The following is a 20226-nucleotide window of genomic DNA, read 5'->3' as shown; positions in this document are numbered from 1 at the left end:
GCTCGTGGAGCCGCTGCGGCGTGAGCTCCTGGCGCACTGCTACCGGATGACCGGCTCGCTGCACGACGCGGAGGACGTCCTGCAGGACGCCTACCTGCGCGCGTGGCGCGCGTTCGACCGGTTCGAGCGCGGCGGACCGGCCGTCGAGCAGCGCGTCGACGTGTTCTTCGAGGCGCGGACGTGGACGGGCGACCCGTCGCGTCGCGAGGAGGACAAGGCCGAGGACCTCGCGTGGTTCCCGCTGGCCGACCTCCCGGAGCCCGTCGTGCCGCACGAGCGCCTCGTCCTCGACGCGCTCGCCCGCGGCGAGGACCCGCCGCGGGTCGTGTCGCTGCCGGCCTGACAGGCCGAGGGCGCCCACGCGCGACGACGCCCCGCGGTCGTCGGACCACGGGGCGTCGTCACGGGGGTCCGGGCCGAGGCCCGGGGATGCGTCAGCCGGTGTTCTGCACGCCCGCCGCGACGCCGTTCACGGTGAGCAGCAGCAGGCGGCGCAGGTCGTCGGCCTGCTCGGTCGCGTCGCCCGTGCGCAGACCGCGCAGCGCGCGAAGCTGGAGCAGCGACAGCGCGTCGACGTACGGGCTGCGGAGCTGGACGGCGCGGCCGAGGATCCGACGCCGCGAGAGGACGGCGTCGCTGTCCGTGATGGCGAGGACCGAGCGGCGCGTGAGCACCATCTCGGACAGCACCTTCTCGGCGAGGTCAGGCCGGTCGCCGAGCGCCAGGTAACGGGCGGCGATGCGCTCGTCGGTCTTGGCGAGCGACATCTCGACGTTGTCGATCATCGTCGTGAACAGCGGCCACTGCGCGTACGCGGCCCGCAGCTCGTCCAGGTCCCCGACGGCGTCGAGCGCCGTGCCGAGGCCGTACCAGCCTGCGAGGTTGATGCGCGCCTGCGACCACGAGAAGACCCACGGGATCGCGCGCAGGTCGTCGAGCGACGACACCGACAGGCCGCGACGGGCCGGACGCGAGCCGATCGGCAGCAGGCCGAGCTCCTCGAGCGGCGTGACCTCGGCGAACCACTGCGGGAAGCCCTCGGCGCGCACGAGCTCGTGGAACCGGGTGCGCGACGCGACGTCGAGCTGCTTCGCGAGGTCGGCGAACCGCTTGGCCGCGCCGGCGTTGCGCTCCTCGACGGACGGCGTGCTCGCGAGCAGCGTCGCGGCGACGACCTGCTCGATGTGCCGCGCGGCGATGACCGGGTCGCCGTAGCGGGCGAAGATGACCTCGCCCTGCTCGGTGAGCTTGAACCGGCCGTCGACCGAGCCCGGGGGCTGGGCGAGCACCGCGCGGTTGGCGGGGCCGCCGCCGCGCCCGAGCGCGCCGCCGCGACCGTGGAAGAGCGTGAGCACGATGTCGTGCCGGCGGGCCCACTCGGTGATCCGCTGCTGCGCGGTGTCGAGCGCGAGCGTCGCGGACACCGGGCCGACGTCCTTGGAGGAGTCCGAGTAGCCGAGCATGACCTCGACGCGGCGACCGTTCTCCGCGAGGCGCTTCTGCACCTGCGGGATCTCGAGCGCGCCCTCGAGGATGTCGACGCTCGCCTCGAGGTCGGCGAAGGTCTCGAACAGCGGGATCGCGTCGATGACCGGGACGTCGTCGGGGCCGCCGTAGGCGAGCTCGGCGAGCCGGTACACGGCCGCGAGGTGCTCGGCGGACTGCGTGAACGACACGATGTAGCGGCGCGCGGCGGCGAGGCCGAACCGGCGCTGGACGGTGCCGAGCGCGCGGAACGTGTCGAGCACCTCGAGCGTGCGCGGCTCGAGCGTGCCGTCGACGCCGTTCGCCTCGATGTCCGCGAGCGCCGACTCGTGGACCTGCGAGTGCTGGCGGACCTCGAGCTCGGCCAGGTGGAAGCCGAACGTCTGGACCTGCCACAGCAGGCGCTGCAGGTCCCCGTACGCCGAGCGCGACGCGCCGGCCTCGACGAGCGAGCGCTGCACGACCAGCAGGTCGGCCTCGAGCTCCTCGGGCGAGCCGTACGCGAGGTCGGCGTCGCGACGGCGGGTCGCCGCGATGCGCTCGGCGAGGACGAGCACGACCCGGCGGTGCGGCTCGTTGGGCGCCTCGCCGGCGACGCGCGCCGTGATCTCCTCGGAGAGCAGGCGCTGGCGCTGCCAGAGCGCCGCGAGCTCGGCCGACGGCGGCGTCATGTCGGTGCCCAGCGTCAGGCCGGCGGCGGTGCGCACGGCCGACGCCTCGAGCGCCGTGAGCGCGTGCTCCGACGCGAGCGTCGCGGCCGCACGCGTGACCTCCGCGGTGACGTTCGGGTTGCCGTCGCGGTCGCCGCCGATCCAGGAGCCCAGGCGCGCGAACGGCCGGACCTCGGGCGCCTGCGTGCCCGCCTCGTCGCCGAGCAGCCAGTCGTCGAGCCGGCGGTAGACCGCGGGCAGGACGTCGGCGAGCGTCGAGTCGAACACGTTGAGGACCGTGCGGACCTCGTCGAGGACCGTGGGCTTGGCCTGGCGCAGCGGCGCGGTGCGCCACAGGGTCTCGATCTCGGCGAGCAGGCGGCGGTCGTTCTCGGCGATCGACATGCCGCCGCGGCTGCGGATGTCACGCTCGCCCACGAGCTCGGCGATGCGGCGGATCGAGTTCGACACCGCGCGACGCCGGGCCTCGGTCGGGTGCGCCGTCAGGACGGGGCGGAACTCGAGGCGCTGCAGGAGCGTGCGCACCTCGTCGGCACCGAGCTCCTCGCGCGCCCGCTCGACCGCGGCCGGCAGGGAGTCGTCGGGGGCCAGGTCGTTCGGCTCGAGGCTGGCCTCGCGCTCGCGCAGCACGCGGACGCGGTGGTACTCCTCGGCCGTGTTGGCCAGGTGGAAGTAGCAGGTGAACGCGCGGGCGACCTGCTCGGCACGCTCGAGGGACAGGCCGGCGACGAGGGCCTCGGCCTGCTCGAGCGCGTCGCTGTCGGGCTCGTCGTGCGCGCGGATCGCGAGCTCGCGGAGCTGCTCGACGTCGTCGAGCAGGTCCTGGCCGACGGACTCGCGCAGCACCCGGCCGAGGAACTCGCCGAGGACGCGGACGTCGTTGCGCAGAGGCTCGGGGACGTCGTGCCGGGCGAGGCCGCGACGCACGTCGCGCGGGGGAAGCGGTGCAGTCACCGGGCCAAGATAGGCCCCGACCGGCGCTGCGGTCGCCCACGGTCCAGGCGCTGGGCACCGGCCGGGCGACCGCGAGGCGCGCCGGTGGCGTCCGTGCGGGGGCGGACGCGGGGGCCGCCGTCGTGGCAGCATCGACCTCGTGACCAGCAGGGCCGACGCCGAGCAGCGGCGCAGCGACCTCGCGCGGCTGCGTCGCGTGCGGGACCGGATCGACCGCGAGTACGCGCAACCGCTCGACGTCGAGGCGCTCGCCCGCGGGGCGCACATGTCGGCGGGGCACCTGAGCCGGCAGTTCAAGGCGGCGTACGGCGAGTCCGTCTACGCGTACCTCATGACGCGCCGGATCGAGCGTGCGATGGCGCTGCTCCAGCGCGGGGACATGTCCGTCACCGAGGTGTGCTTCGCGGTCGGCTGCCAGTCGCTCGGGACGTTCTCGACGCGGTTTACCGAGCTGGTCGGCGTGCCGCCGAGCGTGTACCGCGGGTCGGCCGCCCACAGCACCGCGGGCATCCCGTCGTGCGTGGCCAAGCAGGTGACGCGACCGGTCAGGAATCGAGAAGCGACGCCGTCGGAGCCGCGCCTAGCGTGACGCGCATGGACATCACCATCGCGAACACGTTCCTCCCCCACGACGACCCCGACACCGCGCTCGCGTTCTACCGCGACGTGCTGGGCTTCGAGGTCCGCAACGACGTCGGCTACGGCGACATGCGGTGGATCACCGTCGGTCCCGCCGGGCAGCCGGGCACGTCGATCGTCCTCTACCCGCCGGCGGCCGACCCGGGCGTCACCGACGACGAGAAGCGGACCATCACCGAGATGATGGCGAAGGGCACCTACGCCACGCTCGTCTTCGCGACGCCCGACCTCGACGCGACGTTCGACAAGCTGCAGGCCGCGGGCGCGGAGGTCGTCCAGGAGCCGACCGACCAGCCGTACGGCATCCGCGACGCCGCGTTCCGCGACCCCGCCGGCAACCAGCTCCGGATCAACCAGGTCGGCTGACCGACCGCACACCCGCCGGCCGCGTGCCGCCCGCCGCACCGTCGCGTCCGCCGCCGACCCGCTCGCACCGACCGTGCGAGCGGGTCGCCCGTGCGCGTCGGACCCGGCTGGTTAGATCGGTCCCGACCCCCCTCGCGTCCCCAGGGAGATCCCATGAGCACCGCCACGAGCACCGCACCGGCCGCGTCGCACGTCGCGGACAGCCACGACCTCATCCGTGTGCAGGGCGCGCGCGAGAACAACCTCAAGGACGTGAGCCTCGAGATCCCGAAGCGGCGCCTCACGGTGTTCACCGGGGTGTCGGGGTCGGGCAAGTCGTCGCTCGTCTTCGCGACGATCGCCGCTGAGTCGCAACGCATGATCAACGAGACGTACAGCGCCTTCGTGCAGGGCTTCATGCCGTCGCTCGCGCGCCCCGACGTCGACCGGCTCGAGGGCCTGACGACCGCGATCATCGTCGACCAGGAGCGCATGGGCTCCAACCCGCGCTCGACCGTGGGCACCGCGACCGACGCGAACGCGATGCTGCGGATCCTGTTCAGCCGGCTCGGGCAGCCGCACATCGGCTCGCCGAACGCGTTCTCGTTCAACGTGCCGTCGGTGAGGGGCGCGGGCGCGATCACGGTGCAGCGCGGCGACCGGACGAAGGCCGAGAAGGCGGAGTTCTCGGTGCTGGGCGGCATGTGCCCGCGGTGCGAGGGCATGGGCGCGGTCACCGACTTCGACCGGACCGCGCTGTACGACGACAGCAAGTCGCTCAACGAGGGCGCGCTGACCGTCCCGGGCTACACGATGGACGGCTGGTACGGGCGCATCTTCCGCGGCAGCGGCTTCTTCGACCCCGACAAGCCGATCAGGGACTACGGCAAGCGCGAGCTCGACGACCTGCTCTACAAGGAGCCGACCAAGATCAAGGTCGAGGGCATCAACGTCACGTACGAGGGCCTGATCCCGAAGATCCAGAAGTCGTTGCTGTCCAAGGACGTCGACGCGATGCAGCCGCACATCCGTGCGTTCGTCGAGCGGGCCGTGACGTTCCAGACGTGCCCGGAGTGCGAGGGGACGCGCCTGGCACCCGAGGCACGGTCGTCGCGGATCGCGGGCAAGAACATCGCCGACGTGTGCGCGATGCAGATCAGCGACCTCGCGCAGTGGGTCCGGGGGCTCGACGAGCCGACGGTAGCGCCGCTCCTCGCGGGGTTGCAGCACCTGCTCGACTCGTTCACCGAGATCGGGCTCGGCTACCTCTCGCTCGACCGGCCCGCGGGCACGCTGTCGGGCGGCGAGGCGCAGCGCACCAAGATGATCCGGCACCTCGGGTCGTCGCTCACCGACGTCACCTACGTGTTCGACGAGCCGACGATCGGGCTGCACCCGCACGACATCCAGCGCATGAACGAGCTGCTGCTGCAGCTGCGCGACAAGGGCAACACGGTGCTCGTCGTCGAGCACAAGCCCGAGGCGATCGCGATCGCGGACCACGTCGTCGACCTGGGCCCGGGTGCCGGGACCGGCGGCGGGACGATCTGCTTCGAGGGCACGGTCGAGGGCCTGCGCGCGAGCAGCACGATCACGGGCCGCCACCTCGACGACCGTGCGGCCCTCAAGCCGGACGTCCGCTCGCCGCAGGGAGCGCTCGAGATCCGCGGCGCGTCGACGCACAACCTCCGCGACGTCGACGTCGACGTCCCCCTCGGCGTGCTGTGCGTCGTCACGGGCGTCGCCGGGTCCGGCAAGAGCTCGCTCATCCACGGGTCGGTCGCCACGCGCGACGACGTCGTCGTGATTGACCAGGGCGCCATCCGCGGCTCGCGTCGCAGCAACCCGGCGACCTACACGGGCCTGCTGGAGCCGATCCGCAAGGCCTTCGCGAAGGCCAACGGCGTCAAGCCCGCGCTGTTCAGCTCGAACTCCGAGGGCGCGTGCCCGACGTGCAACGGCGCGGGCGTCATCTACACGGACCTGGGCGTCATGGCGACCGTCGAGTCGACGTGCGAGGAGTGCGAGGGGCGCCGCTTCCAGGTGAGCGTGCTGGAGTACACGCTGGGCGGGAAGAACATCGCCGAGGTGCTCGCCATGCCCGTGACCGAGGCCGAGGAGTTCTTCGGCTCGGGCGACGCACGCACACCCGCCGCGCACGCGATCCTCGACCGGCTCACCGACGTGGGCCTCGGCTACCTCACGCTCGGCCAGCCGCTCACCACGCTCTCGGGCGGCGAGCGGCAGCGCCTCAAGCTCGCGACGCAGATGGGCGAGAAGGGCGGCATCTACGTCCTCGACGAGCCGACGACCGGCCTGCACCTCGCCGACGTCGCGCAGCTGCTCGGCCTGCTCGACCGGCTCGTCGAGTCGGGGAAGTCGGTCATCGTCATCGAGCACCACCAGGCCGTGATGGCGCACGCCGACTGGATCATCGACCTGGGCCCGGGCGCCGGCCACGACGGCGGCCGCGTCGTCTTCGAGGGCACCCCGGCCGACCTCGTCGCGGACCGCTCGACGCTCACGGGTCAGCACCTGGCGACGTACGTCGGCGCCTGACCCCACCGCCGCGACGCCCCGTGCGGCGTGCGGTCGGCGTCAGGCCTGCGGCTCGCGGCCGGGCGGCTGGCGGGGCGGGGTCGGCTCGGCGACGGGGACGAGCGGGCGCGTGGCCGTCGGGGCGTCGCGGCTCACCGTGACGTCCTCGTCGGTGTCGCCGCTCACGTGCCGGAGGGTCACGCGCGCGCCGTCGACCAGCCGGTAGGTCACCTCGTCGCGGCGCGCGTCGACCTCGAGGCGCGAGCCGTCGACCTGGACGCGGAACAGCAGCCGCGACAGGTGCGGAGGGAGCCGCGGCGCGAGGCGCACCCGGTCGTGGTCGAGGCGCAGGCCACCGAACCCGTGCACCAGGGCGTTCCACGCGCCGGCCATCGACGCGACGTGCACGCCGTCCTGCGTCTCGCGGCGCAGGTCGCGCACGTCGATGAGCGCGCACTCGCGCGTGTAGGCGTGCGCGAGCGTGAGGTGCCCGAGCTCGGCCGCGACGACCGCCTGGACGCTCGCGGACAGCGACGAGTCGCGCACGGTCAGCGGCTCGTAGTACGCGAAGTCGCGGCGCTTCTGCTCGAGCGAGAACCGCTCGTGGTCGACCGCGAGCGCCACGACCAGGTCGGCCTGCTTGACGAGCTGGTGCCGGTAGAGCTCGGTGTAGTGCACGTGCGACTCGAACGGCGTCCAGCCCTCGGGGCCGCGAGACCAGTCCCACCGCGGGTGCCGGGTGAACCCGGCCGACTGCTCGGTGACGCCGAGGTCCTCGGCGTACGGGATGACGACGGACTCCGCGGCGGCGGACCAGCGCGTGCGCTCGTCGTCGTCGACGCCGAGGCGGCGGGCCTCGTCGGGCAGCCGGCCCGTGACGCGCGCGGCGGCGGTGAGGGCCCGGGCGACCATGACGTTGGTGAACGTGTTGTCGTCGACGACGGCCGTGTACTCGTCGGGACCGGTCACGCCGTGCACGTGGAACCGGCCGTCGTCCGCGACGTGGCCGCGCGCCATCCAGAACCGCGCGCCGTGCACGAGCAGGTCGACGACGACCTCGCGCTCGAGCGCGTCGTCGCCCGTGGCGGCGACGTGCCGGACGGCCGCCTCGGCGATGTCGGCGGTGACGTGGACGGCCGCGGTGCTCGCGGGCCAGTAGCCCGAGCACTCGGCGCCGGAGATGGTGCGCCACGGGAACGCAGCGCCGGGCAGTCCGAGGACGCGGGCCCGCTCGCGCGCCTCGGGCAGGGTCGCGTGCCGCCAGCGCAGGTGGGCGGCCGCGGCCGCCGGGACGAGGTGGTCCAGCACGGGCATGACGAAGCCCTCGGCGTCCCAGAACGTGTGCCCCTCGTAGCCGGTGCCCGTGAGGCCCTTGGCGCGCAGGCCGGTCCCCTCGATGCACGCGGCCGCCTGCACGGTGTGCAGCACCGCGAGCCGGACGGCCTGCTGGAGCTCGTCGTCGCCCTCGACGACGACGTCGCCCCGCTCCCACACCTCGTCGAGGTAGGCGCGCTGCTCGGCCGACAGGGCGTCGTCCCCCGCCTCGGCCGCCGCGTCCAGGACGTCCCGCGCGTCCGCGAGCAGCTGCTCGACGGGCCGGCGCCCGCACCCGTAGGCGGCGTGCGTCGTGACCCGGACCCAGCCGGCGTCGTCGAGGTCGGCCTCGAGCCACCGGCCGTGCGGGCCGTCGGCCCACGCCGCCTCGACGCCCGGCGACGACGACGTGTCGTGCCGGGTCGCGAGCACGACGCCGACCCCGGCGCGGACCGTCCGCTGCGCGGTCCACGACGCCCCGGGCTCGTGCCCGCACGCGTCGGTCACCAGTCCGGGCTCCGATGCGTCGCCCGAGGGCCCCGGGCAGCCCGGCACGGGGCGCACCCGGACGCGGGCGCCGCGCGGCGCGCGCACCTCGTACGACGCGACGACGAGCTCGGGCCGGACGAGCGAGACCCAGCGCCGGGTCCGCACCTCGACGGTCGTGCCCGCGGGCGACGTCCACACCGCCTCGCGGTGCAGGACCGCGGTGCGCAGGTCGAGCATCCGCTCGTGGTGCTCGAGGGTCCCGGTGCGCACGTCGAACCGCTCGCCGTCGACCTCGAGGTCGACCGCGCACGCGTCGACGACGGGAACCAGCCGCTCGTCGTGGTCGGGGAAGCCGTAGGCGCGCTCGGCGTACTCGAACGGGAACCGCTCGTAGACGCGTGCCAGGAGCGTGCCGTCGGGCACCTCCGGACGCTGCTCCTCGAGCGTGCCCCGCACACCGAGGTACCCGTTCGCGACCGTGAGCAGCGCGGCCGCCCACGGCAGGTCGTCGACGTGGAGGGTGGGTTCGCGCAGCACCCAGGGCTCGACGGTCAGCGGCATGCCACAGTGCAACACACGCGGGAGCGCGTCGCACGAGGGAAACGTGCAGGTCAGACCGTCGCTGGGCGAGCCCGGGCGGTCCGTCGCACGGCGCGGCGCCCACGGCCCGCCCACGGCGCGCGGCGCCGGGACCGTCCGCGCGTCGTGTGCGTGGACGGCCCCGGCGGGGACCCGCGCAGGGGCGGGTCAGGCGGCGACCGCGCCCGTCATGAGGGCGACCGCCTCGCTCGGCGAGTGCGTCTCCGGGGTGATGACCGCCGCCCGGCGGCCGAGCCGCTGGACGTGGATCCGGTCGGCCACCTCGAAGACGTGCGGCATGTTGTGGCTGATGAGGATCACGGGCAGCCCGCGCTCGCGCAGGTCGCGCACGAGCTGAAGCACCTGCCCCGACTCGCGGACGCCGAGCGCGGCCGTCGGCTCGTCGAGGATGACGACCTTCGACCCGAACGCCGCCGCCCGGGCGACCGCGACGGCCTGACGCTGCCCGCCGGACAGCGTCTCGACGGCCTGCGTGACGTCCTGGAGCGTGCTGATGCCGAGCGCCTTGAGCTGCTGCTCGGACCGCTCCCGCATGCCGGCGGTGTCGAGCATCCGGAACACCGAGCCCAGCACGCCGCTGCGGCGCTGCTCGCGTCCGAGGTAGAGGTTGCTCGCGATGTCGAGCGCCGGGGACACGGCGAGGTTCTGGTAGACCGTCTCGATGCCGGCGGCGCGCGCCTCCTGCGGTCCGTGGAACGTCACGGGCCGCCCCTCGAGGAGCAGCTGGCCCTGGTCGGGGGTGTACGCGCCCGACAGGCACTTGACCAGGGTGGACTTGCCGGCGCCGTTGTCGCCGATGATCGCGAGCACCTCGCCCGGGTACAGCTCGAGGTCGACGCCGTCGAGGCCCACGACCCGCCCGAACGTCTTGACGAGGCCCGTCGCCTGCAGCACGGGCGTCCGTGCGCTGTCCTGTGTCATCACGCACGCTCCTTCCGGATCCACTGGTCGACCGCGACCGCGACGATGACGAGCACGCCGACGGCGAGCGTCTGGTAGAGCACGTCGACACCCGCGAGGGACAGCCCGTTGCGGAAGACGCCGACGATGAGCGCGCCGAGCAGGCTCCCCCACACCGCGCCGCGGCCGCCGAACAGGCTCGTGCCGCCGATGACGACCGCGGTGATCGAGTCGAGGTTCGCCTCGGCTGCCGCGTTCGGGCTCGCGGCGTTGATGCGGCCGACGAGGATCCAGCCCGCGAGCGCGAACAGCCCGCCCGCGGTGACGTAGACGCTGAGCAGCACGCGCGGCACGCGGATGCCCGCGAGCGCGGCGGACTCCTTGTCGTCGCCGACCGCGTACACGTGCCGGCCCCACGCGGTGCGGCCGAGGGCGTAGGCGACGACCGCGTACATCGCGAGCATGACGAGCACGCCGACGGTGACGCGCACGCCACCGACGGTGAACGCCTCGCCGGTCCACGTGAGCAGCGACGGCAGCTCGCCGCCGCGCACGGTCGCGCCCTTCGAGTAGAGCAGCGTGAGCGCGAGGAACACGTTGAGCGTGCCGAGCGTGACGATGAAGGGCGGGAGCTTGAGCCGGGTGACGAGCAGGCCGTTGACGGCACCCGCGACGAGCCCGACGGCGAGCCCGACCGCGAGCGCGACCGGACCGGGCAGGCCGTTCGCCACGGCGGTCTGGGCCATGACCATCGACGACAGGACCATGATCGCGCCGACCGACAGGTCGATCCCGGCGGTCAGGATGATGAGCGTCTGGCCGACCGCGAGCGCGCCGACCACGGCGACCTGCTGCGTCACGAGCGAGAGGTTCTCGGGCCGCAGGAAGCGGTCGTTGAGCAGCCCGAAGACGACGACGGAGAGCACGAGCACGAGCGCCGGGCTCAGGGCGGGGTGGCGGTGCAGGACCGACTGGATGCGGCCGGCGGTGGACTGGCGTCGCAGGAACTCGTCCGCGACGTGCGGCTGGGGCGCGGCGGGCGCGGGAGCGGACGCCGGCGGGACGGTACGTGAGGGCACGTCTCCTCCTCGGGTGCGGGATCGGCGGGCGACGGCGACCGGGTGCGGGGGCCCGGCCGCCGTCCGGGGCGCTCAGCCCCAGCAGATCTCCTTCGCGTCGGCGGACGTGATGCTCTCGACACCCTCGGCAGGCTCGTCGGTGACGAGCGCGACGCCGGTGTCGAAGAAGTCGAGCCCGTCGGTGGTCTCGGGCTTCTCACCGGTGCGGGCGAGCTGCGCGATCGCCTTGACACCCTCCTCGGCCATGCGCACCGGGTACTGCTGCGAGGTCGCGTCGAGGATGCCCTTCTCGACATACCCGACGCCGGCGCAGCCGCCGTCGACCGAGACGAGGAGCACGTCGTCGGGCGACTTCCCGGCGCTCTCGAGCACCTGCGAGGCGCCGTACGCGGCGGGCTCGTTGATCGTGTAGACGACGTTGACGTCGGGGTTCTGCGACAGGCAGTTCTCCATCGCGGTCGCGCCGCCGTCCTCCGCGCCGCCGGTCGCCTCGTTGCAGACGATCGTGTAGCTGCCGCCCGAGTAGTCGCCGGTCTTCGCCTCGTCGCCGTTGGCCTGGTCGTCGGCCGTGTCGATGCCCATGCCCTCGAGGAAGCCCTGGTCGCGCGAGTGGTCGACGCTGACGATGCGGTCGTCGAACAGGTCGAGGAGCGCGATGACGGCGTCCTCGCCCGCGAGCGTGGCGGCGGTCCACTCGCCGATGCGGCGGCCCGCGTCCACGTTGTCGGTCGCGAACGTGATGTCGACCGCGTCCGCGGGCTCGGGCGGGGTGTCGAGCGCGATGACGTAGAGGCCCGCCTCGCGTGCCCGCTCGACGGCGTCGACGACCGCCGGGCCGTTGGGTGTGATGAGGATGCCGTCCTGGCCCTGGGAGATCGCGTTCTCGATCGCCTGGATCTGCGTGTCCTCGTCGCCGTCCTCGCGGCCGGCGGCGAGCGTGAGGTCGACGCCCTCGGCGTCGGCGGCCTGCTGCGCGCCCTCCTGCATGGCGACGAAGAACGGGTTCGTCGTGGTCTTGACGATGAGCGAGACGGCGACGGTGTCGTCGCCGTCCGTGCCGCCCTCGGTCGCGCCCGAGCCGGAGCCGGAGTCGGACGAGCAGGCGGTCGATAGGATCCCCGCGACGACGAACGTGCTGGTCGCGAGCGCGATACGGGTCCGGGTCCGGCGCCCTGCCGGGACGAGGACCGAGGAAGGACGTCTGCGTGTGGTGGTCATGGAGCCCCCTCCAACCGTGCGGCCGGCTGGCCGCTGACACCGTTGTCATCGGACTGTCTACACATCGCTTCCGAGAGGCGTCAAGCGCTCGCGCTCACGCTACGGTTGGTCGGTGACAACGATGTCTCAGCCAGCGGACACCAACGGGACGCCGCGGCGCGCCCGGGCGACCATGCGCGACGTCGCCGAACGGGCCGGCGTGGGCATCAAGACCGTCTCGCGCGTCGTCAACGGCGAGCCCGGGGTCGCCGCCGCGACCGCCGAGCGGGTCAACCGCGCGGCGCGCGAGCTGCACTTCCAGCCCGACCCGTTCGCGGGCAACCTGCGCCGCAGCGTCCGGCGGACCCAGAGCATCGGGCTGCTCCTGTCGAGCGTGGACAACCCGTTCTGCGCCGCGATGCACCGCGCCGTCGAGGACGTCGCGGAGTCCCGCGGGGTGTCGGTCCTGTCGGCGAGCAGCGACGAGGACCCGCAGCGCGAGCGGGCGCTCGTCGGCACGTTCGTGTCCCGACGCGTGGACGGGCTGATCCTGTCGGCGACAGGGGGCGACCAGGCGTACCTGCGCCCGGAGATGGACGCCGGCACGCCCGTCGTGGCGGTCGACCGCGCTCCCGTCGGGATCGACGTCGACAGCGTCGTCGTCGACAACGTCGCGGGAGCCCGCGGCGCGACCGCGCACCTGCTGCGCCGCGGCCACCGCCGGATCGCGCACCTGGGCGACCTGTCGACGATCGCGACCGCCGCCCAGCGCCTCGACGGGTTCCGCCAGGCCGCCGCCGAGGCGGGCGTCCCCGCGGACGACCAGCTCGTCGTCCGGGACCTCCACACGGTCGAGCTCGCGTTCGACGCGACCTTCCGCCTGCTCCGCTCCGACGACCCGCCCACGGCGCTGTTCACGAGCCAGAACCTCGTCACGATCGGCGCGATCCGCGCGCTGCGGTCCCTCGGGATGCAGCACGACGTCGCCGTGGTCGGCTTCGACGACTTCGCCCTCGCGGACCTGCTCGACCCCGCCGTCACGGTCGTCGCGCAGGACCCGGTCGCCATCGGGCGCGCGGCGGCCGAGCGCGTGTTCGCCCGCTTGGAGGACCGGTCACTCCCGTCGACCCACACGGTGCTCGCGACGCGGCTCGTCGTGCGCGGCTCGGGCGAGATCGCACCCCGGCGCCACGGCACCGCGTAGCGCACGGCGGACCCGCGAGGGGTGGGTGCGGCCCGCCTGACCCCCGGTCCGGCGGGTCGGCGGGTCGGGCAAGCGTGCCCCGGACCGGTGCGCGTGACGCCGCGTCAGCCCAGGCGACGCACCTCCAGCGACCGCAGCACCGCGCGGCCGCCCTCCGCGTAGGCCGCGACGCCCTGCGCGTCGGCGTCGGGGAACACCAGGTCGGTGATCGTGACGAGGCCGTCCTGCGCGAACACCTCGACCGACGACCGGTCGACCACGACCGTGAGCCGCACGCGCCCGTCCGCGACCTCGACGGGCGCCGAGTGCACCGCGGGGAACGCGGGGTGCAGGTCCACCACGCCCGACGCCCGCCGGTCGACGAACAGGCGGCCCGTGCGCGCGTCGTAGCCGACGACGGTCCGCTGCCCGTCCTTACCGCGCACGTGCAGGCCCACCTCGTCGGCGGTGCCCACGTCGAGCTCGGCCGTGAGCAGCAGCGCGTCCCCCGCCGCGCGCGGCAGCGGCACGACCGCGTCGTCGAGCGGCACGTCGCGCACGGTCCAGCGTGGCTCGCTCGCGAGGGCCGACGCGTCGGGCGCGGGGACCTGCACCAGCCGGACGTGGCCGTCGACGGTCCGCAGCGAGAGCCGGCGCGGCAGCGTCATGGCCCCGCGCCAGCCCGTCGTCGGGGTCGACGCGGCGTACGTCCAGCTGCTCATCCAGCCGATCGCGACGGCCTCGCCGTCCGGGTGCTCGGCGAACGTCAGCGGCGCGTAGAAGTCGCTCCCGTGGTCCATCCAGTCGTAGCGCTCGAGCCGGCGCGGGACGGCCGCGTCGGTCGCGACGACGTGGTCGACCAGCACGTGCCCCCACGGGCCGGTCGCCGAGTCCACGACGCGCAGGCGCGCGTCCCGCCCGACGAGGTCCCGGACGTCCGACGACACCCAGTCGAGCGCCTCGGAGCCGGTGCCGGTCGCGCTGCGCACGACCTGCCCGTCGACGAGGAGGTCCACGGACGCCGCGGCCCCACGCGGGAGCGCCGGCTCGTCGCCGAGCACGACGTGGTCCGCGAGCACGTGGCCCCACCCGGCGGTGGACGCGTCGACGATCTCGACGCGCGCCTCGCGCCCACGCAGGTCGCTCACGTCCCACGACGCCCAGTCGAGCGTCCCGCTCTGCGGCCCGGAGGTGGACCGCACGACCTGCCCGTCGACGAGGAGGCGGACCGCGGTGTCCGGGTGCGGCCCGCCGCCGACGAGGAAGCTCACGTGATCGGCGTCGATCGTGAAGGGGGGCGACGTCAGCGTCCCGGTGCCGGTGTCGGGCACGGGGACGCACGGGTCCCCCGAGGTGCCGTTGCGGTACGAGCTCGCGAGGCCCGTGCCGAGGTAGCCGGTGACGCCGTCCTGGCAGGGTGCGTCGCCGCGGGTCGGGCCGTCGCCGAACGCCGTGCCCGACGCGGTCCACCCCGCGAACCCGTCGCCCTCGAAGTCGCCCAGCACCGTCCCGGGGGGCGCGGCGCCGTCGCCCGTGCCCGGTTCGCGGGGCGCGTCACCCCCGCCGACGAGCAGCGCGAGGTGGCTGCGCGTGATCCGGAAGGGGGGCGACGTCAGCGTCCCGACGGACCGGTCGCCGCCGACGAAGCTGTTGACGGCCCGCTCCCCCAGGAACCCGGAGACAGGGTTCTGCCCCGGCAGGGTGCCGGCGACGGGACCTGAGCCGAACGCGCTGCCGGTCGTCTCCCAGCCGTCGCCGTAGGTCGGGCCGTCGAACGCGGCCACCACGTCGCCGGCGGGTTCGTCGTCACCGTCGCGCAGGTCGTCGGGCGTGAACGCGGTGCCGTCGAAGTCCCCGACGAAGTACTGCGTGCCGGACCCGCCCGTCGGCGACCCCGGGTTGAGGCTCACGACGAGGACCCACCGCGTCCGGTCCGGGTCGCCGTCGACCGGCAGCTCGACGAGGTCGGGCATCTCCCACACGCCGCCGACCGCGTGCGCCGGGCCGAAGTCGCTCAGGTGGGTCCACGAGCGCAGGTCGTCGGAGCGGTAGAGCTGCACGACGTGCTCGGTCGCAAGGACGACGAGCATCACCCAGTACCCGCCGTCGGCGTACCAGAGCACCTTGGGGTCGCGGAACTCGCGCGAGCCGACGTCGAGCACGGGGTTGCCCGGGTACCGGGTCCACGTCGTGCCGCCGTCGGTGCTCGACGCGAGCGACTGGGCCTGCACGTGCGTCGTCGGGTCGTAGCTCGTGTAGACCGCGACGAGCGGGTCGCGACCGTCGGCGCCGAGGCCGCTCGTGTTGCCGTGGTCCACGACGACCGTGCCGGAGAAGACGAGCTCGTCCTCGGTCGCGGGGATCGCGACGGGCAGCTCCTCCCAGTGCACGAGGTCGTCGCTGACCGCGTGGCCCCACGAGATCGAGCCCCACACGTCGCCCGCGGGGTTGTGCTGGAAGAACAGGTGGTAGCGGCCCTCGTACCAGACCGGGCCGTTGGGATCGTTGACCCAGTGCTGCGCCGGGGCGAAGTGGGCGACCGGCCGATACGGGTCGTCGCCCTCGGACTCCCCCGGCACGGGGCACGCGAGGACCATCGACATCACGACCCCTCCGGCGACTGCGGCCAACGTCCGTGCGCGCACGCGGTACTCCTCGTCGAGTCCGGGCGGCTCCCCCTCGAGCCGTCCGCGTCAGCCTGGCGCGTGGCTGACAACGTTGTCAAGCGGAAGGGAACAGGATGACGACGACTTCGTCCCGGACCCTTGCGACCACTCCGGGACCGTGCTTCCCTAGGTCCGGTCCGGCAGTCATCGCCGGAATGAACGGGAGTCACGCGGTTGTGACCTCCTGGAACCCAGGTGCGCCCGACGCACCTGCGGCGTGCCCTCAGTCATGCACGCCGACGCAGCGCTCAGGCGTGTGAGGACAGCGCACGCCGCCCCACCCGGTCGGTCGCCCTCCGGACGGCCCCACCGCACCGGTGCGTCCTGACGATCGGCGCACCGTGTCCCCGGCGCGCCCTCAGACCCCGCGCCGCACCACCGGCACCGTCCGACACCTCGGACGCCGGTCCGTCCGGCCCGACGGGCGACGACGCCCGCCGGGACCCGCACGAGGGGAACTCTCATGAACCGCACCCTCCGCGGTGTGCTCGCGCTCGCCTTCTCGGCCGCGACGCTCGCCGTGCTCACGACACCGTCCACCGCCGTCGCCGATCCCGACCGGATCCCCGGCCCGAGCATCGGCGGCGGTCAGCGCATCGACGCCGTGTTCAGCCCGCGCTCGACGTACCACGCCAACTGGACGCGCGCCGACGCGCTCAAGATCGAGCAGGACGCCACCAACACCGCGCCGCTCATCCCGTCCGACTTCCCGGTCATGACCGACCAGGTCTGGATCTGGGACACCTGGCCGCTCACCGACCTGAACATGCAGCCCGTGGCGTACGAGGGGTGGAACATCATCTTCTCGCTCACCGCGCCCCGGGACATCTTCTTCGGCGACCGGCACTGGCAGGCGAAGATCGGCTTCTTCTACTCCCAGGACGCGCAGAACTGGACGTACGGCGGCGACCTGTTCCCCGCCGGCTCGTCCTTCGGCTCGCGCGAGTGGGCCGGGTCGACCGTGATCGCCGACGACGGCACGATCCACGCGTTCTACACGGCGTCGGGCCACGACGACGGCGGGATCGACCCGACCGACGCGCTCCAGCGTCTCGCGCACGCGCAGGGTCAGATCCACACCGACGCGGACGGCGTGTGGTTCACCGGGTTCGAGGACCACCAGATCATCGCCGAGGCCGACGGGACGCTCTACCAGACGCTCGAGCAGTCGCAGGCCGGCCCGATCATCTACGCGTTCCGCGACCCGTTCGTGTTCCGCGACCCCACCGACCACCGGATCTACGCGCTGTTCGAGGGCAACAACGGCGGCGTCGCCGGCACGCACACGTGCGACCGGTCGGAGATCGGACGCGTCCCGCCGGGCCACGTCACACCGGCCGACGCCCGGTACTACACCGGGAACATCGGGCTCATGGAGCTGAAGTCCGCCGACTTCACGCAGTGGAAGCTGCTCCCGCCGCTGCTGTCCGCCGAGTGCACCAACCAGCAGACCGAACGACCGCACCTCGTCGTCCAGGACGGCCAGTACTACCTGTGGACGATCAGCCACATGTTCACGTTCGCGCCCGGGCTCACCGACCCCGGCGAGATCGCGGCCGGACCGGACGGCGTCTACGGCTTCGTCGGCCCCGGCCTGCGCAGCAACTACCGGCCGATGAACGGCAGCGCGCTCGTCCTGGGCAACCCGCCCGAGCAGCCGCTGCAGCAGTACTCGCACTACGTCATGCCGAACCTGCTCGTCGAGAGCTTCATCGACACCGTGCCCACCGGGCCCGGACCGTCCGACGTCGTCTACGGCGGGACGCTGGCCCCGACGCTCGAGCTCGAGCTGAACGGCGCGACGTCGCGGCTCGTCGGCGAGCTGCCGTACGCGTACATCCCCGCCGAGGTCGCCGTGCCGTGACCCGACCGACGCGGCACGGGCCCTCCCCCGTGCCGCACGCAGGAGCCCGGCCCCCCCTCTGGAGCCGGGCTCCTGCCTCACCCCGCCGTGGCGGTGGACGCGACGGTCGTCGCCGCGGCGTCAGAGGTCGAGCGGGCGCAGGACGAGCGAGATGCCGTGCGCGATCTGGACGTTGCCCGCGTTGAGGTCGAGCTTGGACCGCACGAGGAACGGGTCGAGGTCGCTGCGGTCCTGGTCCTTGAGCTGCACGATCGCGTAGCGCTTCGACCAGACCTTCACCTTGATCGTGCCGCCCTGCGCGGTCGTCAGGGTCGCGCCGCTCGAAGCGAGCGCGGTCGCCGAGTCGATCGTCGCGCCCGGCACGACGTGGTAGAGCAGGACCTGCTCGACGGCGTCGACGCCGACCGCCCCGGCGATCGCCGTGAGGACCTCCTGCTCCGTCCCGTACCAGCGGTGCGTGAGGTCCTTCGCCAGCACCTGGAACGCGCGGTCGTTCGGGATGAACGCGGTGAGCGGGACCGTACCGTCGGCGAGGACCGCCACGGGGCTGCCGGGCTTCGAGGCCAGGACCGTCGCGACGGCCTGGTCGACGATGTCGAAGTCGTACCAGTTGCGGTCGAACGTGTCGCCGTCGGACGCGAGCACGCTCGCGAGCGACGTCGTGCCGGCGGCGCTCGCGGCGGGCGCGAGGGCGAGGCCGGCGCCCGCCGCGACAGCGGCAGCGCACAGGGCGGAGAGGGTGCGTCGGATCTTCATCGTCGACTCCTGCGTCGTCGAGGTCGGCCCGCGCGGGCCGGACGCCCCGGAGGGGGTGTCACCGGTACTTCCGGTCGACACCCCCTCCTGGATGCACCAGCGGCGTGGGCGGGCTCAGGCCTGCAGCGGTCCGCGCACGATCGAGTCGCCCGAGTGCGCCGGGTCGCCGTCGAACTGCTCCTCGGAGACGTCGACGACCGAGAACTCGTCGAGGTCGAGGCCCGCGGGCAGGTCGAACCGGCCGGTCGAGCCGTCGAGCGTGCCCAGACTGACGAGACCGGACACGTCGGGCTTGAGCAGCCACACCTCGCGGAAGCCGTCGCCGCCGACCTGGCCCGTGAGGTCCACGACGAGCTGGCGCGACCCGTCGGAGCGCGTCTCCACCTCCGCCGACCCCGCCGCGTCCCAGCCGGGCAGGGGCTCGAGCGTCGCGGACGCGACGACCTGCGGAGCGGGCTCGCGGCCCGCCCACCACGTGACGCCCGCACCCGCGACGACGCCGACGGCCGCGGCGGCCGCGACCCAGCGCCAGCGATCCGAGCGCCGCGTGAGCGGCACGACGTCGGCGACCGGCTGCGCCTCGGCGCCCGTGGCCGCGGGGGCGGGGACGGCCGCGGGCGACGGCGCCGCCGCGGTCTCCGCGGGAGCAGCCTGCTCCGCGGACGGCTGCGACGGACCCGGCACGTCGGCGGGTGCGACCGGTGCGAGCACCGGACGCGTCGGCACGGCCCCGTCGACGCCGTCGGCGAGGCCGAGCTCGGCCGCGATCGCGTCCCACACCCGCGGCGCCGGCGGCGCGAGCTCGCCCGCGGTCCGGGCGAGGCCCGCGACGTCCGCGAGCGTCCGCACCTCGGCCGTGCACCGCTCGCACGCGTCGACGTGCGCGCGCTCGGCGTCGGACGCGCCGTCCTCCCCGAGGGCGAGGAGCGTCAGCACGTCGTCGTCCACGTGCTCGTCATCGAAGCGCACCGTCCACCTCCCATCGGGTCCGGAGCCGCGCCAGGCTGCGCCGCAGATGGCTCTTCACCGTGCCGAGCGGCAGGTCCAGTCTCGTCGCGATCTGGTCGTGCGTGAGGTCGTCGTAGAAGGCGAGCCGCAGGATGGTGCGCTGCGGGTCGCCCAGCCGGTCGAGCTCGTCGGCGATCACGAGGCGGTCGACGACCCGGTCGTCCGCGGAGGCCACGGTCGCGGGGGGCGGGGTCGCGGCGTCGGCGAGCTTGCGGTCGCGCGTGCGGCGCTCGTGCGCGTCGGCGATCGCGTGCCGGGTGATGCCGACGAGCCACGCGGGCAGCCGCGCCCGGGTCGGGTCGAACCGGTGTCGACCGCGCCACGCGTCGACGAACACCTGCTGCGTGACCTCCTCGGCCTCGGCGGTCGTGCCGAGCGAGCGGAGCGCGAGCGTGTGCACGAGGGTCGACCAGCGCACGTACGCCTCGCGGATCGCGCGCTCGTCCCCCGCGGCGAAGTCGCGGCCGAGCTGGTCGACGCCGTCCGGGTCCTCGCCCGGGGCGCGCGCGGGCGACGGCTCGCGTGCACTCACGGGCGG

15 protein-coding genes are annotated in these 20226 nt (G+C 73.9%); 6 read left to right on the top strand and 9 right to left on the bottom strand.

The window, feature by feature from the left end; translation table 11 throughout:
• Window positions 1-343: sigma factor (locus OMK64_RS06755; protein WP_272727311.1), on the top strand; the 343-nt coding region annotated here is incomplete at its 5' end.
• Window positions 344-434: 91 nt separating this feature from the next.
• Here the strand turns inward: OMK64_RS06755 and OMK64_RS06750 are convergent.
• On the bottom strand, window positions 435-3110 hold the full coding sequence (locus tag OMK64_RS06750) for a phosphoenolpyruvate carboxylase (protein WP_374694063.1): 2676 nt from the start codon (window positions 3108-3110) through the stop codon (window positions 435-437).
• A 139-nt stretch (window positions 3111-3249) separates the two neighbouring features.
• Between OMK64_RS06750 and OMK64_RS06745 the strand changes: the two genes are divergently transcribed.
• The 3 genes from OMK64_RS06745 (at window position 3250) to OMK64_RS06735 (ending at window position 6653) form a co-directional block, all read left to right on the top strand.
• On the top strand, window positions 3250-3699 hold the full coding sequence (locus OMK64_RS06745) for a helix-turn-helix transcriptional regulator (RefSeq protein WP_272727310.1): 450 nt from the start codon (window positions 3250-3252) through the stop codon (window positions 3697-3699).
• Between the two features lie 5 nt (window positions 3700-3704).
• Complete coding sequence (locus OMK64_RS06740) at window positions 3705-4115, top strand: VOC family protein (protein ID WP_272727309.1); 411 nt, start codon at window positions 3705-3707, stop codon at window positions 4113-4115.
• A gap of 153 nt (window positions 4116-4268) precedes the next feature.
• Window positions 4269-6653 (top strand): ATP-binding cassette domain-containing protein, encoded by a 2385-nt coding sequence (locus OMK64_RS06735; protein WP_272727308.1) that lies wholly within the window; start codon window positions 4269-4271, stop codon window positions 6651-6653.
• Window positions 6654-6692: 39 nt separating this feature from the next.
• Here the strand turns inward: OMK64_RS06735 and OMK64_RS06730 are convergent, their stop codons facing one another.
• From OMK64_RS06730 to OMK64_RS06715, 4 genes are all read right to left on the bottom strand, one after another.
• The gene (locus OMK64_RS06730; protein ID WP_272727307.1) at window positions 6693-8996 is read right to left on the bottom strand and encodes a glycoside hydrolase family 65 protein; all 2304 of its coding nucleotides are present in this window, start codon (window positions 8994-8996) and stop codon (window positions 6693-6695) included.
• A gap of 186 nt (window positions 8997-9182) precedes the next feature.
• On the bottom strand, window positions 9183-9956 hold the full coding sequence (locus OMK64_RS06725; protein WP_272727306.1) for an ATP-binding cassette domain-containing protein: 774 nt from the start codon (window positions 9954-9956) through the stop codon (window positions 9183-9185).
• Window positions 9956-11014, bottom strand: a complete 1059-nt coding sequence (locus OMK64_RS06720; protein ID WP_374694062.1) for an ABC transporter permease — start codon at window positions 11012-11014, stop codon at window positions 9956-9958. The genes OMK64_RS06725 and OMK64_RS06720 overlap by 1 nt, the downstream gene beginning before the upstream one ends.
• A gap of 72 nt (window positions 11015-11086) precedes the next feature.
• A complete protein-coding gene (locus tag OMK64_RS06715) occupies window positions 11087-12232 on the bottom strand; it encodes a substrate-binding domain-containing protein (RefSeq protein WP_272727305.1) in 1146 nt (381 codons plus the stop codon).
• A 121-nt stretch (window positions 12233-12353) separates the two neighbouring features.
• On the opposite strand from OMK64_RS06715, the gene OMK64_RS06710 reads away from it, so the two are divergent.
• The gene (locus OMK64_RS06710) at window positions 12354-13415 is read left to right on the top strand and encodes a LacI family DNA-binding transcriptional regulator (RefSeq protein WP_272727315.1); all 1062 of its coding nucleotides are present in this window, start codon (window positions 12354-12356) and stop codon (window positions 13413-13415) included.
• 104 nt (window positions 13416-13519) lie between these two features.
• Here the strand turns inward: OMK64_RS06710 and OMK64_RS06705 are convergent, their stop codons facing one another.
• On the bottom strand, window positions 13520-16039 hold the full coding sequence (locus OMK64_RS06705) for a glycoside hydrolase family 32 protein (RefSeq protein WP_272727304.1): 2520 nt from the start codon (window positions 16037-16039) through the stop codon (window positions 13520-13522).
• A gap of 484 nt (window positions 16040-16523) precedes the next feature.
• On the opposite strand from OMK64_RS06705, the gene OMK64_RS06700 reads away from it, so the two are divergent.
• On the top strand, window positions 16524-17924 hold the full coding sequence (locus tag OMK64_RS06700; RefSeq protein ID WP_272727303.1) for a glycoside hydrolase family 68 protein: 1401 nt from the start codon (window positions 16524-16526) through the stop codon (window positions 17922-17924).
• A 120-nt stretch (window positions 17925-18044) separates the two neighbouring features.
• Here the strand turns inward: OMK64_RS06700 and OMK64_RS06695 are convergent, their stop codons facing one another.
• The 3 genes from OMK64_RS06695 to OMK64_RS06685 form a co-directional block, all read right to left on the bottom strand.
• Window positions 18045-18680: a fasciclin domain-containing protein gene (locus OMK64_RS06695; protein WP_272727302.1), complete on the bottom strand. Its 636-nt coding sequence runs from the start codon at window positions 18678-18680 to the stop codon at window positions 18045-18047.
• Between the two features lie 114 nt (window positions 18681-18794).
• Window positions 18795-19649, bottom strand: coding sequence for an anti-sigma factor (locus OMK64_RS06690; protein WP_272727301.1), 855 nt, complete (start codon window positions 19647-19649; stop codon window positions 18795-18797).
• Window positions 19636-20220 carry an RNA polymerase sigma factor gene (locus OMK64_RS06685; protein ID WP_272727300.1) on the bottom strand — a complete coding sequence of 195 codons (585 nt, stop codon included), beginning with the start codon at window positions 20218-20220 and terminating at the stop codon, window positions 19636-19638. Before OMK64_RS06685 ends, OMK64_RS06690 begins: the two co-directional genes overlap by 14 nt.
• Window positions 20221-20226 lie beyond the last annotated feature (6 nt).

This window comes from Cellulomonas fimi, assembly GCF_028527925.1.
GTDB classification, from domain to species: Bacteria; Actinomycetota; Actinomycetes; order Actinomycetales; family Cellulomonadaceae; genus Cellulomonas; species Cellulomonas fimi_C.
Note: the sequence above shows the minus strand (reverse complement) of the source record. Positions and strands in the feature narration are given on the sequence as shown.